Below are 14,448 nucleotides of genomic sequence, written 5' to 3'. Positions count from 1 at the left end.
TACCAAATATTTCTTATGCTTTCTGTTATGCAATGTTCAATTGCTACTTGTCATACTCGACAATTTATATCTTACTCATTTAATGTTACACAATCGTGTCAAATGAGCTACAAAACAATAAGAAATAAATTTAGCAGAGGTGCTTTTACAAAGTGATTAAGCGTTTACCAGACTGCGCACGATTTTGTCCAGCTCTTCTTTTGTTTGCGCCCAGTCATCGTTGACCAGGACGTGGGCAGCGCTCTTTAGCGTAGTGGGCAAAAGATTCAGTTCGCGGCCGCTGAGCCGTTCCCTGATTTTTTCCCAATCATCTCCGCGCTTAACGAGCCGCTGTTCCAGTTCTGCTTTTGTGCTTGTCGTTACATACAAAAAGTAGACCCGGGGCCTGATTGCACCAATATACGCCGCCGCGCCTTTAATATCAACAATTAATGAAACCACATCATGCTTGGTCCAGGCCTCATTCAGGGCCTCCTTGCTCGAGCCGTACTGGTAGGAGCCATACCTAACGTGTTCAAAAAAGTGCAGCTGACTAAAACTGGCATCACTCTCAAAATGGTAAGACGTTTCCGGACGCTCACCCGCCCGCAGGGGCCTGGTCGTATGCGTTAGTACACGCGGAATGTCATATGTTTGTGCAAGATATTCCGAAATGGTCGTTTTGCCTGCCCCGCTCGGACCAGCAATTAAAATTAATTTTCGCAAAAACTAGAGTTCCTTTACTTGAAAACAGTTGACTTTTATAATAATATCCTTCTGTTATAGTTAAACACGGGTAAGAGAGGAAGTAAAACTCATTATGAAAAAAACAGACGTTAAAATAGACGGCATTGTTAGCGCAAAGTCTGAAGAAGAACTTACCGAGCCCTTTATCGGCAAAATAGAAAAAATTTATGAAAATTCTGCCCTGTTAAAGATTATTGCTTTCGCTCCAGCTGATGAAACCGCAGTTGGTGATCTCAATAAAAAAATCGTGGTCAACTTTAAGAACTTGAAGGCTGCATCCAAGCAAAAGCTCAAGAAAATCCAGGATCTGGTCCAAAGCGACGTTAAGGTTGAAAAAATTGCACCGACTGCAAAGGCAGAGGAAAAAGCAGCAAAAGACGGACATAAAAACGTGTAATTATTTTCATTATCACGTAGTGCGTGCACTTAAGTGATTCCCCCTAGTTAGTTCGACAACTAATTATTTCTGGGTATTTGTGCGGCACTGCTTTTTTTTTTCGGCTTTTTTGCCTACAATTGAGCTAAGCCATATTTATTTTAGGAGAGATAATGAAAGAAAAAGTGCGAACCCTGTTATTCTGGTTTATCCTCATGCAGCCGTTCTTAGATTTGTACTGGTTTTATCACGGCACATTAGCCCAGCTGTTGCCGTTCACCCTGCCCACCATTATCCGCATTTTGGCGATGGGCGTGGTCATTGTCCTGTTTTTCAGCCAAAAACACTCCTGGCAAGAGCTGACCAAGAAGAAGTGGCTGCTGCTTTACCTGGCGCTACTGCTTATTTACTCTGCACTGCACCTGGTTCACGTTAGGCACTTTGCTAGTGTCAGTCCCAGTGGCTACGGTTATTCGACTGGGGGCGAAATCTTTTACCTGATCCGGATGATGCTCCCGCTAATGGTTATTTACTTTACCAGCGCGGTACATTTTTTAAGAAAGCAGCTGCAGGAAGTAATCGAGGGACTGTCCGGGCTCTTTTCCGGTACGATTGTCTTGTCCAACCTGTTTGTCATCTCGCTGAAGTCCTACGAAACGGGCACAATCAGCGCCAACATTTTCATGTGGTTCTTTGATCCTAACATTGGCTACTCACATATGGCATCCAAGGGCTTCTTCAACTTTACCAACATGGTCTCGGCCGTTTTATTCATGCTGCTGCCGCTCATGCTTTACTACCTGCTCACGGACCTGAACTGGCACACGGTGCTTTTAAACGTCGTCCAGGCGCTGGCCATGATTGAAATCGGCACCAAAGTCGCCGCCATCGGGCTTGTCGGCGGACTCGCCGTTTGCCTGCTCCTGTTTTTCATTCACAGATACCTGGTTAAGGATGTTCAAAAAAGCACCAAAGCCGTCGTCATTGCCGTCTTAATCGAGCTGGGCGCGTTGGCCATCCTGCCCTTTGGACCCGCAATCCAGCGCTATAACTATGAAATCTATCTGGCTAAGCAGTCTGATCACGACCTGACGAGCGAGCGGCGCAAGCTCGAGGCCGGACTACAAAAATACCCGGAAGGCACAAAACGGAAAGAGTTTCTGCGTACCTTCATCAAAAATAATTATCAAGCGTATGCGCTTAACCCCAAGTTCGTCTTCAAGAGCTACCCCTACCAGCATGATCCCGAATTTTGGCTGCAGATTATGCGCAGCCCGGGGCAGACCCGCATGGAAAATCGCCATGTCGAGGAGGCCATGCTCAACCGGGTCGTAAAAACCAATAATAACCATTGGGACAAGTACTTGGGCATTTCCTTTGTCCGTGAAAACAACATCTTTAACCTCGAGCGCGATTTTGCCGCCCAGATTTACTCTCTGGGCTGGTGCGGCATGCTGCTCTTTCTCGGGCCCTACCTGGCCGTGCTTGCCTATGCCGCTTACCGCTGGCTCAGTTTTAAAAGTGCGCGCACCTACCTGGTCAGTTCGCTGCTTCTTTCCACCGCTTTTGTCCTGCTGGCCGCCTTTTCATCGGGCAATGTAGTCGACTTTTTAACCGCTAGTTTTATTTTGGCCTTCGTTGACGGCAACTTACTGGTGCAAGTCAATCAACAGGCATAGCAAAAGCCCCAGAATCCTGTTGATTTTGGGGCCTTTTTTAGATTGAATAGACAAAATACTATTTTGACTTAATGAATGAAGCGTCAGGTATCCGGATCAGGAAGAAGCGAATCGCATTGTGACCAGCGTGCAGACCTATTCCGTTCTGCCAAACCTTTTTGTATGTGGCTGAATACACGGCAACGTATGCTCGCTGATACTTGCGATCCAGCTTTTTCAGTGCCTTTTCATCATATGGAATCCGGGCTGCATTGAGCGCAAGGGGATGCTTACCATAAGCTACTGCCGCAAAATCACTTGAGACCTGTGTCTTTTTGCCCGCACGATAATACGTGTAGGTTTGCGTACCGTTTTTTTTCTTCTTAGAGTTAATCGTGACGTAGCTTGAATTTCCCCTGCCTGTATCCATAACTAGGGGCTCGTATGTAACGGTTGCCGAAATTTTGCTCGTATCCTCTAGGTCCGGATTGTCCAGCACGACCTGGCCGAACAACCCGGCAATGCTAGCCAGCAAAACCACAATTTCCAACAGATCAATTGCAAAATTAGTCCAACTAAATTGCTGGTGCTTTTTGATAATCATTGTAATCCGGCGCTTGCGAATATTCTGCACCACGAATACGAAATAGAGGATAATGATGACCCATAATAAAACGCCAAGTAGATTCCAGCTAAACATGTTCAACCTCCTAATTTCTCAACCAAATGGCTCCCTTTTATTCACCACTTGCCTGCCAACGCCCCTCTGCTTTGGTTATCGCAGTGCAGGGTTCTAATAGTTACTGCTAGCGACGCAGCACGTAAAATAAAATTGTGAAGTTATGCACTATTAGCGGACCTTTTTGGCCTTTGCCGGTGCCGCTTGCGCCGGCTTCTTTTTGACTGTTTCTGCCGGTTTTTGGTATTCGCGCACCTGCTTGATTTTTTCTGCAATAGCACTCGTTAGCCGCTCAACAACTTCAGCGGCGTCTTGGGTAATTTCCTCTTCCGTTGCCAGCTGGTCAATTCTGAACTTCGAGGCATTCAGAAAGTCTGATTGCGTTTCAAAGTAAACCTGCACGGGATAATCTTTGCCCTCTTCAAAAAAGTTGGCGATCTTCTTGTAATTGCTATACGGAAGATTAATGATGTTGCTTTCCAGGGCAAAGGTCACCGGACGCTGCCCCGTTACCTCTAGCGCAATGTGACTCAAGGAACCATGCTTAAGCGCAGTGCCGGTTTCCTCAATCATTTTAGTTGCAAACGGCCTGATTTTAGCCTGATAGTGACCAAGATCGGCGTACTTGACCGTGGCCAGATCCTGCAGATAATCTTGCTGTGCAATTTTTTCGTTTAAGTCTTGTAAATTAACCTTCAAATTAACAATTCCTTTTTTAAACTTTGTCCACGTTACTTTCTCTTCTTTACGATACTCAAATTTGCAATTAAAAACAATTCCTTTTTATTTCTTAATAAAATCTTTTTTAAAAACATTTTTCTAAAAAAACAGCATTTTCACGGACTCACAACGGCCATTACCTTTAGATATCCACCATTTAGGGGCTTTCATTTGATTAATAACATAACACTCTGGCGATTATTTTGCATAAAAAAGGCGTTTTGCGATTATCAATCCAAAAATACGATTCCTCTTACTTTACAAGCGTTTTCACAAAGTGTAAATTAAGTATGTAAATAAAAATTTTCAACTAAATTTTTTAACTGAAAGGTAGACAGATATGTCAGATAAAGTTTACACAGATTATTTCTATAATTCCGAAGATTTTGACAAAAATCACGGTATGGGCTACAAACCCCTTCATATTCCCGAAGGCGTTGAAGCACAGCCTTTAGTTGTTCCTCCAGTTTTGGAACCAGACAAGCAGGAAGGCAATGACATTTGGTTCACCATTGAATCCCAAGAAGGTGACATGCAATTCTTGCCGGGCAAGAAGACCCACACTTGGGGCTATAATTTCCCAGTTTTGGGCAAGACGATGGTCTTAAAGAGCGGTCAACACGTTCACGTAACCCTGAAGAATAGCCTGCCAGAATTGACTACCTACCACTGGCACGGCATGGACGTTCCCGGTCCGGGCGCTGATGGTGCTTGTCACTCCCCCGTATATCCTGGCGAAGAAAAACAAATTGACTTCTTCGTTAACCAGCCCGCTGCTTTGACATGGCTGCACGCTCACCCATGTCCATCAACTGCTGAGCAGGTTTGGATGGGACTGGCAATGGGCGTTGTCATCACTGATGACAACGAAGCTAAGTTGCCAATTCCGAAGACATACGGCAAGGACGAATTTCCGATTGTGCTACAGGATCGGATTTTCCACGAAGACAACCAGTACGATTACAAGGCAGACTACAACGCAATGGGGATCTTCGGTGAAGTGCCATTAATCAATGCCACTATTCGTCCTTACGTGGACGTTACAACACAAAAAGTACGTCTGCTCTTCTTAGGTGGTTCCAACCGACGCGAGTGGAGATTACACTTTACCGATGACTTGGTAATGACCCAAATTGCCGGTGACGACTCTTTCTTAGAGCATCCAGTTAAAATGACTAAGATTTTAATTGGACCGGGTGAACGTCAACAAGTAGTTGTTGACTTCGGTAAATACAAGGAAGGCGATGTAGTCAACCTGTACACGGATGACTTCAAGCTGGTTGAGTTCCGAATCCATAAGTATGAGCGCGACGACAGTGTCATTCCAGACACCTTGTTCGTACCTGACTACCCAGAAGTTGACCCCAAGGCTGAAATCCGCAAGGTCACAATGGATAATCACAACTTGATCAATGGTCAACAATTCAAGATGGACAGAATCGACATGAAGCAGACGCTGATGAGTACCGAATATTGGGACATCACTAATACTAATGATAAGACTCACGGCATGCTCCACCCCTTCCACATTCATGGGGCCCACTTTATCGTAATCACTCGTAACGGCAAGGAACCTTACCCTAACGAGCGAAACGTCTACAAGGATACTATTGAAGTTGCTCCACAAGAAACGGTTCGGGTTAAGGTTTGTTTCGAAAACCCCGGGATTTTCATGTACCACTGTCACATCATCGAACACGAAGATGCTGGTATGATGGCCCAGATTCAAATCGTGGATCCAAAAGAACCTGACAAGAAGTATCACCTGATGGACATGGAAACTTTGACTAAGGCTTTCGCTGAAGAAAGAGGAATTGCTGAAGACGAGGTTTGGTGCCCAGGCATGGACACGGAAGGTATGGCTGTGAAGGGTGTAGACCACACCATGGATTCACTTTCAGGTGCTAGCCACCACTAATTTAACCAAACAATAAAAATTAGTAAAAATCGCTCATTACTTGAGCGATTTTTTGCTATGCCCCATATTTCTATGCTTAAATAGGCTTATCATGAGTAAGAAAAACGTATCAAAACCCCCACTAATATTTTTACTAGGACTCCTAACTCTAGGCGTTGTCCTCTTTATGGCCTTCAATTCGAATGAGATCAAGGACAAGTTCGACTGGTTGACGCTGAAGCAGGAGCAGAAACTGGACGTGCCCCTTGAAAACCAGTACCCCGACTTACCCAACGGCTGCGAAGTGACCGCCCTCTCCATGCTTCTGCGCTACTACGACATCAGGGTTACCAAGCTGGACCTGTCGCAAAACATCAAGCACGTTTCTTCCTTCAATCCCGATGGCAAATACCGCGGCAATCCACACGCTGGCTTTGTCGGCTACATGAGCCAGGCCAACGCCGGCTGGTGCGTCTTTAACGAACCGCTGGAACAGGTTGCCCGCAAGTATACGAGCCGCATCCAGAATGCGACGGGCCGCGACTTCATCCAGGTGCTGAAACTGGTCTCGGACGGCCACCCGGTCATGATCATCACCACCACCACGTTCAACCACGTAAACGACATGCAGACGTGGAAGACGGCCCAGGGAACGGTTAACGTCACGCCGTCCTCGCACGCCTGCGTGATCACCGGTTTTAACAAAAAAACGCGCACGGTCTACGTTAATGACCCCTTCGGTACCAAGAACAAGGCCGTTTCCTGGCAAAACCTTGAACGCAGCTACAACCAACAGGGCAAGCAGGCATTGTACATCAATTAAAAAGCACGTGCAAAAAAAGAGCAGATTCATAAGAATCTGCTCTTTTCAAATCGAGGCCCATCCTAAGATGGGTGACTACTTCTGTTCACATCAGGTTGGTCAACAGCCAACACTTCCCGTGTCTGCCAGTTAAGGCGGGCGTCCTCATGCAAATACGCATCTCGCGTTTTTGTCGACTCGCAACGCTTAGTATACCCTTTTCAGTTATGTTTGTAAAATTTTTTTATCCTGAAGAAAATCTCGACAAACATGTTGGACAGGAGCATCCCCAGGGCAATCGAGCCCGTGACGATGATCACGCGCAGGAACGCGTCGCTGGCCCCGTTCAGGTTGCCGGCGGTCAATTCCCGCACCGCCTGGTAGGCGGGCACGCCGGGTACAAGCGGCACGATGGCCGGGATGTAGAAGACCGTGGCCGGGCACTTCTTCCGCCGGGCAAAGACAATGCCCAGGATGCCAATGGCAAAAGAACCCAGCAGGTTGGACAAGAGCCGCCCCATGGAAGCGCGCATCGCCAACCAGTAAATCATCCAGCTAATAATACCACTGATACCAGCCAGATTGAGTACCCGGTGGGGCACGTTGATTGTCAGGGCAAAGCCGGCGGAAGCCAGGTAGGCAAAGCAAACGTTGATAATGATTTCTAACCAGAATGGCATTTTTATGCTCCCAAAAACTTCAGAATAATACCGACGCCGCCGCCCAGCGCAAACGCAGTCAACAGCGCCTCACAGACCCGGACGATGCCCGACAATAGGTCGCCCTTAAACAGGTCACGCAACGCGTTGGTCAGGGCCAAGCCTGGCACAAGCGGCATGAGCGCACCGGTAAGGATGTTGTCGATGACCATCTGCGGGTAGACGTGGACCAAGCCGACCGCAAGGGTCGTCATGATGAGCGCCGCCACCAGTTCCGCCAAAAACTTGACGTTGGTGAAGCGTTTGAAGTAGTAGAAAGAAACAAAACCGATGGCACCAATCAGCGCAGCGGCGGGAAAGTCGACCCAATCATAATTGTCCATGAACATGACCATCAGCGTCGCACTCAAAACCGCGGCACCGACCGTCTGCATCCACAAAGGAAAGGTGGGCACGTTCCCATTCGTCATCTTGTGGACCTGCTGCTTGACCTGGCGCAGGTCGATCTCCCTGGCGGCAAAGGCCCGCGACAGCGAGTTGATGCGGTCAACGAGCTCCAAGTTGATGTTGCGCTCCTGCACCTGGATCGTTTGACAGTAGTTGCCCTGGTCCAGACTCATGAAGATGCCGGTGGGCACAATGAAGACGCGCGGGTCCGGTTCGCCCGCGCTCTTGGCAATGCGGACCATCGTATCCTCGACGCGGTACATCTCGCTGCCGCCCTCGATCATCAACTGGCCGGCGGTCAGGCACGTATCCAGTAATTCTTGGTAAAAAAGCTTATCCCGTTCGCTAGACATTTTTCCCTCAAAGTTTATTCATCGTTTCAATATCGATTGTCTTGTCAACCCAGTCGCCCTGGAAGAAGTCGCGCTCGTGGCTGACAATGATTACGCCGCCTTCAAAGTTGACGATTGCCTGCCGCAGGGCGTCCTTGGAATCACGGTCCAGGTGGTTGGTCGGCTCGTCCAGGAACAACAGGTTGGCGGGTTCAAACTGCATCTTGGCCAGCTTGACCTTCTCCTGCTCGCCGCCCGATAGCTTCTTGAGCGGACTCATCGCCTGCTGTGCAGTCACGCCCAGCCGGGCCAGCGCACCGCGCAGTTCCTTGGGCTTCTTGCGGTCAAATTCCTCCTGCAGGTACTGCAGGGGCGTCATGTTGCTATTGGGCCAGGCCAGATCCTGCTTGAAGTAGGCCACCTTGGCCGTAGTCGACAGTTCAAACGAGCCGAAGATCGGCGGCAACTGGCCCAGCAGCGTCTTGAGCAGGGTCGTCTTGCCGATTCCGTTGAAGCCCGTGATTGCGACCTTTTCACTGCCGCCAACGGAAAAGTTGAAGGCCTCGGTGACCAGTGCGTGGTCGTAGCCAATCACCAGATCCTGCGTCTGCAGCAGCAAGTTGGAGGCCGTGGCCACGTAAGGAAACTCAAAGTGCACGCGCTTGTTGCCCTTGGGCGGGTTGAGCACGTCCATCCGGGCCAGCTGCTTTTCACGCGACTTGGCACTCTTGGACCTGGTGCCGGCCTTGTTCTTGCGGATGTAGGCCTCCGTCTTGGCAATCTTGCGCTGCTGGTTGGTGTAGGCCTTCATGTAGGTCTCCCGGTTGGCCGCCTTCTGCCGCATGGCCTGCTTGAGCGTCCCCGTGTAGCGCGTGATTGTGCCGATGTCAATGTCGATGATGCAGTTGGCAATCCGGCCCAGGAAGTCGTAGTCGTGGCTGACAACGATGAAGGCACCGCTGAAGTCGTTCAGGTAGCCCACCAGCCAGTCGATGTGGCCGACGTCCAGGTAGTTGGTCGGCTCGTCGAGCAGCAGGACGTCCGGGTTCTGCAGCAGCAGCTTGGCCAGAATAATCTTGGACCGCTGGCCGCCCGATAGCTGTGCCACGTCGTGGTCGTAGCCCAGTTCGGCCAGGCCCAGCCCCGACGCCACGCGTTCGATTTCCGTGTCAAGGCCGTAGAAGTTGTTTTCTTCCAGGTAGGTCTGCAGCTTGCCCGCTTTTTCAAGCAGGTCGGCGGCGCCCTCTTCGGCGTACTGCGCGTACTGCGCATTTAGCTCTTTTTCTTTTTGATAAAGGTGGTCAAAGGCCGTCCGCAGGAAGCCGCGGATGGTCACGCCCGGCGTGAGCTTGGCGTACTGGTCGAGGTAGCCCACGGTCACGCGGTTCTGCCACTTGACCTGGCCCTCGTCCGGCAGCATCTCACCCGTCAAAATCTTGATCAGGGTCGACTTGCCCACCCCGTTCTGGCCGGTGACGCCCATGTGGTCTTCCTTGTTGAGGACGAAGTTGCCGTTTTCGTACAGCGTCTTGTCCACAAAACTCTGCCCCAAATTTTTAACCGTCAGTAAACTCATTATCCATCCTCTTTCAAAAATACGACTCGCCTTAGTATATAATAAAGTCGCCCGTTTGGCTTGCCTGGGCGCCGAAAAGCCGCCGATTTCTGCGCACCGCTGACCCGCAAATTATTTTTCGCGGTGGTGCCAAAAACGATTGTGCAACGCGGCACGGTAACATATAATTAGGTATCACATCTATCAGTAAGTTTGGAGGAAACCAAAATGAAGTTGAAAAAATGCTTAATTACGCTTGCTGCTCTGGTAACGGTCGGTGCTGCCGGTACCGCTGCCGCCGCTCCGGCCCGCGCTGCACAGGCCAAGGCGGACACGGCCGTCTTCCCCAAGAAGATGCACGGTACCTGGTACTACTACGACACCGACATGAAGAAGGTCAATAAAACCATCTTTACCAAGACGACGCGGACCATCTTTGATGAAAAGGGCAAGAAATTTGTCGCCCCCCTGCACCCGTTAAAGGACGGCGAGCTTGATCCCCAGTTTGACCAAACCTACAACACCTGGATCAAGATTGCCGGCCAGCCCAAAGCGCACGGCCGCAGGTGGATCAACGTCCAGGGCTTTGCAGCAGGTGCAGGCGATGGTATCTACTACAACGTCGCCAAGCTCAAGGGCCACAAGGTCCTCTCCATGGCTTACGGCGCGGGCATCTGGCACACGGACCACTGCTACAAGACGGCCAAACTGGCCAAGCAGCTGAAGAACCGCCACTACGCCCACTTTGAATATTAATTAATACGGACTTCAGCATCAACGCTGAGGTCTTTTTTTGTCCCAAAGGCCGGCACTCACAAAAAGAGCCCCGTCAATTATTAACGAAGCTCTGCGTAGTCTATTCAAAAATCTCGCTTGCGGCCAGTAGCCAGTATCAACGGTGTTCCTGCTCGTACTTCTGCAGCGCATCTAGCACCTTGGGCCAGTAGCGCTTGGGCAGAATCAGCTGCAATTTATTATGGTAAATCGGAAAGTCGCTGCTCTTCATCCCCGTGATCTGCGCCAGGTCCTCGTCAGACAGGTGAAATTCACGCGCGATGCGCTTGATCTCGACCGACGCGTGCCCCCTAAACCAAGACAGTGCAAAGAAGAACACGGCGAAGAGGCCGGCACCAAATACGGCGGCCGGCATTGCCCAGTGGAACGTGTTCAGGCAGATGAAGAAGATGGCGATAAAGGCAATCAATGCCGAAATCACCCCGTAGACGACGGGAAAAAGTGCTGGTTTGCGCAATTGGAACCTCCTGTTTTTAAAAAATTCAAGGTTGAAATCCAGATCCTTTGGCCTTCCCGACCGGGCAGGCAGTCCAGGTTCTATTGGCCCGCGGAATTGTTGCTTGTGCCGTCCGTGCCGCCCTCGGTGGTAACGGCCGAATTATATATCTGGTAGTTGGTGAAGGGCGCCGGGTCCTTCCACTTGATATTGTTATTCTGCTCGTTGAGCCGGTTAAGTCGGGTCTCGTCGTTATCAAGCACCACCTTGTCTAGACCGAGGTTGCCCCGCACCTGGTCCGACACTTTTTGCAACTCCTTGGTTGAGGCAACCTGGATTGATGAGCCGTTAATCCACGCATCATGTCCCTGGAGGTAGCCGCTATCGATGTTATGTGAACAACCGCGGTAGGTGAGGGCGAGGGCGAGCAGGTCATTGAAGGTCAAATTGGTCTTAACGTACTTAGTAAAAATCTGGGCCAACTTGCGGTAATTAGCAATAGAATCAATCGAGATAGCCTTGTGTACAACTGCCTCAATCACCTGCCGTTGGCGCATCTGACGGCCATAGTCACCGCGTGGGTCATCATGGCGCATCCGCACGTAAGCAACAGCGTGGCGACCATTCAGGTGTTGTTTACCCTTATGAAAGTCACACCAGTCATAGCTAAAGCTAAAGGGCACCTTAACGTCCACACCACCAACCGCCTCAACCAAGCTTTTGAGAGCCTTCATGTTGACTTCGACGTAATAATAGATGGGCACGTCAAGCAATGCCGAAACGGTTTTGACTGAAGCAGAACTACCACCCATACCAAAGGCGGAATTAATGCGAAACATGTTGTACTTATCCCCAGGGTCGCCTAAAATATTAGCTAAGGTGTCCCGCGGAATTGAAGTCATTGTTGCCTTATTCTTAGCCGGGTTGGCCGTGGCCAGAATTAGGGTATCAGAGTTGCCCCGGTCGTGGCGCCCCTCAATTCCCTGGTCGACACCGAGAACCAAAACCGAAATCGGCTGCCGGTTAGCAATGCGAGCAGACGTGGCGGAATTACCGTTTTGTCCGTCAATCGCATAGTGCAGGGAAAAATACATATGCGCGGCCCAGGCCACGCCCAAACAGACACATAGGGTTGCAACAATACCACAAATGCGGGCAAAAAAGTTACCTTTGAACGTTCGCGCTGGCGCAGCCAGGACGTGATTGCGATGAAGATTCAGAGAAGGATGCCTTTGATGATAGTCTTCCCTGCGTTTTGAACTTGGATTCATGCCACTCTTTAATTCCTTCCGTAATTATTCATATTATTTGTATCACTTTTGGACCCAAAATAAAATAACGGCAACGATAATTAATAATACCTTATTTTTTAGTTTTTAACATATTAACACAGTTTCAGATAAATAGATAAAAAGGAGAACTGCAATGACAATACCTAACAGAACGGCAGTCCCAGAAGAACTCAAGTGGGATCTAACCCGTGTCTTCAAGTCCGACCAAGAATGGGAGGCTGAATCTGCCCAAGTCAAACAAGCAATAGCGACCCTGGATGCCTTGAAGGACAACTTTATCCAGTCAGGCAAGAACCTTTATGACGGACTCAGCCAGATTTTGGCCGTGCAGCGCAAGTTGGAAAGGGTCTACGTCTACGCCACGATGGCCAGTGACGTCGATACGGGGAATGCTCACTACCTGGGCTATGCTGCCCAAGTGCAGACGTTAGCCAGTGCCTTTGAAGCCGCGACATCCTTCATGAGTCCGGCCATCCTGAGCCTTCCTGCCGACCGCCTCGACCAGTTCAAGCAGGACGAAAAGCGGCTGCACGACTACGACCACCTGCTCGACCAGATTACTAAAAAACGCCCCCATACCCTGCTGGCCCCGGAAGAAAAGCTGGTCGCCGCTGCTGGAGCCGCCCTGAGTGCATCCGCGAGCACCTACAACGTTTTGACCAATTCGGACATGGAGTACAGCTACGTGCAAAATGATGACGGCGAAATGGTCCAGCTGTCCGACGGGCTCTACTCCCTCCTGATTCAATCACAGGACCGCATGGTACGTAAAGGGGCCTTTGACTCGATGTACGCTACTTACGGGCAATTTGAAAACAGTCTAGCCTCTACCTTAGCCGGCGCAGTTAAGGCCCATAATTATGATGCTGGTGTTCACCACTATGATTCAGCCCGCGCCGCGGCAATGCTCGAAAACGGCGTGCCGCCAATCGTCTATGATACCCTTATCCAAGCAGTCAACAGCCATCTAGACCTGCTCCACGACTATGTGGCCCTACGCCAGCAAATACTCGGCGTGGATGACCTGCAGATGTGGGACATGTACGTGCCCTTGACTGGCAAGCCGGCCCTGACCTACACCTTTGAAGAGGCCCAAAAGGAGGCCAAGAAGGCCCTAAAGCCACTGGGTGATGACTACCTGAAGCAGGTTGACTACATCTTCAATCACCGCGTTATTGACGTCGTTGAATCCCAAGGTAAGACCACGGGGGCCTATTCTGGCGGCTCCTACGACACGGACGCATATGAACTACTCAATTGGGAAAACAACGTAGACTCGCTCTACACCCTGGTGCATGAGACTGGCCACTCCGTCCACAGCATGTACACCAGGGCAAATCAGCCTTACGTCTATGGTGACTACTCCATTTTCGTAGCTGAAATCGCTTCGACCACCAATGAAAACATCCTGACGGAGTACTTCTTGGATCACGTCACCGACCCCAAGATCCGTGCGTTTATCCTCAATTATTACTTGGACTCCTTCAAGGGTACCCTGTTCCGACAGACCCAGTTTGCCGAATTTGAACAAACAATTCATCAATTGGATGCCCAGGGCGAAGCTCTGACTGCCGAACGGCTCAATGAACTATACGGTAAGCTTAACCAGCACTACTACGGATCAGCTGTCGAAGCGGGAAGTGCCATCGCCAGGGAGTGGGCACGGGTGCCACACTTCTATTATGACTTCTACGTCTACCAATACGCGACTGGCTTTGCCGCAGCAACTGCCTTAGCCAATAACATAGTCCACGGGACAAGTAAGCAGAAGCAGGCCTATCTTGAATTTCTCAAATCCGGTTCTAGTGATTACCCGGTTGAAATCATGAAAAAAGCCGGTGTTGACATGACCCAGCCTGTCTACCTAGAAGAGGCCTTTGCCACTTTCAAGAAACGCCTAGTTGAATTCAAACAGCTTGTTCAAAATGACTTTAAGTAACAAATGAGCGCTATAAACACATAAGAGGGGTGACGGATACCGGCCATACCCTCTTTTTTAGGTTACGAGCGGGTTTTTAGTCTGCCGTTCACAACGAGCTATTTAGTAATTAAAACATTATTGAATTCTACCAAT

Annotated in this window: 14 protein-coding genes; 6 read left to right on the top strand and 8 right to left on the bottom strand. The window is 49.7% G+C overall.

The window, feature by feature from the left end:
• Positions 1 to 156 precede the first annotated feature (156 nt).
• Positions 157 to 705, bottom strand: coding sequence for a guanylate kinase (locus AC2JF8_RS02825; RefSeq protein WP_500760949.1), 549 nt, complete (start codon positions 703 to 705; stop codon positions 157 to 159).
• Positions 706 to 799: 94 nt separating this feature from the next.
• Here AC2JF8_RS02825 and AC2JF8_RS02820 point away from each other — a divergent pair, with 94 nt between their 5' ends.
• Together AC2JF8_RS02820 and AC2JF8_RS02815 are read left to right on the top strand one after the other, a co-directional pair.
• Entirely contained in the window at positions 800 to 1,123 is a 324-nt protein-coding gene (locus tag AC2JF8_RS02820; protein ID WP_500760946.1) for a DUF2187 domain-containing protein, read from the top strand.
• Between the two features lie 152 nt (positions 1,124 to 1,275).
• Positions 1,276 to 2,781 (top strand): O-antigen ligase family protein, encoded by a 1,506-nt coding sequence (locus tag AC2JF8_RS02815; RefSeq protein WP_500760944.1) that lies wholly within the window; start codon positions 1,276 to 1,278, stop codon positions 2,779 to 2,781.
• A gap of 58 nt (positions 2,782 to 2,839) precedes the next feature.
• On the opposite strand, the gene AC2JF8_RS02810 is transcribed toward AC2JF8_RS02815, so the two are convergent.
• Both AC2JF8_RS02810 and AC2JF8_RS02805 read right to left on the bottom strand, forming a co-directional pair.
• On the bottom strand, positions 2,840 to 3,460 hold the full coding sequence (locus AC2JF8_RS02810) for an LVIS_2131 family protein (protein ID WP_500760942.1): 621 nt from the start codon (positions 3,458 to 3,460) through the stop codon (positions 2,840 to 2,842).
• 150 nt (positions 3,461 to 3,610) lie between these two features.
• Positions 3,611 to 4,138, bottom strand: coding sequence for a hypothetical protein (locus AC2JF8_RS02805; RefSeq protein WP_500760940.1), 528 nt, complete (start codon positions 4,136 to 4,138; stop codon positions 3,611 to 3,613).
• 361 nt (positions 4,139 to 4,499) lie between these two features.
• Between AC2JF8_RS02805 and AC2JF8_RS02800 the strand changes: the two genes are divergently transcribed.
• Positions 4,500 to 6,077 carry a multicopper oxidase family protein gene (locus AC2JF8_RS02800; protein WP_500760938.1) on the top strand — a complete coding sequence of 526 codons (1,578 nt, stop codon included), beginning with the start codon at positions 4,500 to 4,502 and terminating at the stop codon, positions 6,075 to 6,077.
• A gap of 91 nt (positions 6,078 to 6,168) precedes the next feature.
• The gene (locus AC2JF8_RS02795) at positions 6,169 to 6,879 is read left to right on the top strand and encodes a C39 family peptidase (RefSeq protein ID WP_500760935.1); all 711 of its coding nucleotides are present in this window, start codon (positions 6,169 to 6,171) and stop codon (positions 6,877 to 6,879) included.
• 200 nt (positions 6,880 to 7,079) lie between these two features.
• Here AC2JF8_RS02795 and AC2JF8_RS02790 read toward each other — a convergent pair whose 3' ends face one another.
• The 3 genes from AC2JF8_RS02790 to AC2JF8_RS02780 are packed head-to-tail and all read right to left on the bottom strand — an operon-like array spanning position 7,080 to position 9,872.
• Positions 7,080 to 7,538, bottom strand: coding sequence for a threonine/serine exporter family protein (locus AC2JF8_RS02790; protein ID WP_500760933.1), 459 nt, complete (start codon positions 7,536 to 7,538; stop codon positions 7,080 to 7,082).
• A 2-nt stretch (positions 7,539 to 7,540) separates the two neighbouring features.
• A complete protein-coding gene (locus AC2JF8_RS02785) occupies positions 7,541 to 8,317 on the bottom strand; it encodes a threonine/serine exporter family protein (RefSeq protein WP_500760931.1) in 777 nt (258 codons plus the stop codon).
• Between the two features lie 7 nt (positions 8,318 to 8,324).
• Positions 8,325 to 9,872 carry an ABC-F family ATP-binding cassette domain-containing protein gene (locus tag AC2JF8_RS02780; protein ID WP_500760929.1) on the bottom strand — a complete coding sequence of 516 codons (1,548 nt, stop codon included), beginning with the start codon at positions 9,870 to 9,872 and terminating at the stop codon, positions 8,325 to 8,327.
• Positions 9,873 to 10,079: 207 nt separating this feature from the next.
• Here AC2JF8_RS02780 and AC2JF8_RS02775 point away from each other — a divergent pair, with 207 nt between their 5' ends.
• Positions 10,080 to 10,607: a hypothetical protein gene (locus tag AC2JF8_RS02775; protein ID WP_500760926.1), complete on the top strand. Its 528-nt coding sequence runs from the start codon at positions 10,080 to 10,082 to the stop codon at positions 10,605 to 10,607.
• 136 nt (positions 10,608 to 10,743) lie between these two features.
• On the opposite strand, the gene AC2JF8_RS02770 is transcribed toward AC2JF8_RS02775, so the two are convergent.
• Both AC2JF8_RS02770 and AC2JF8_RS02765 read right to left on the bottom strand, forming a co-directional pair.
• Entirely contained in the window at positions 10,744 to 11,103 is a 360-nt protein-coding gene (locus AC2JF8_RS02770) for a hypothetical protein (protein ID WP_500760924.1), read from the bottom strand.
• Between the two features lie 80 nt (positions 11,104 to 11,183).
• Entirely contained in the window at positions 11,184 to 12,353 is a 1,170-nt protein-coding gene (locus AC2JF8_RS02765) for an LCP family protein (protein ID WP_500760921.1), read from the bottom strand.
• Positions 12,354 to 12,507: 154 nt separating this feature from the next.
• On the opposite strand from AC2JF8_RS02765, the gene pepF reads away from it, so the two are divergent.
• Positions 12,508 to 14,313 (top strand): oligoendopeptidase F, encoded by a 1,806-nt coding sequence (gene pepF / locus AC2JF8_RS02760; RefSeq protein ID WP_500760919.1) that lies wholly within the window; start codon positions 12,508 to 12,510, stop codon positions 14,311 to 14,313.
• The last annotated feature ends 135 nt before the right edge of the window (positions 14,314 to 14,448 follow it).

The organism is Lactobacillus sp. CA30L (assembly GCF_059900845.1).
This window is presented reverse-complemented; position numbering and strand designations above follow the sequence as displayed.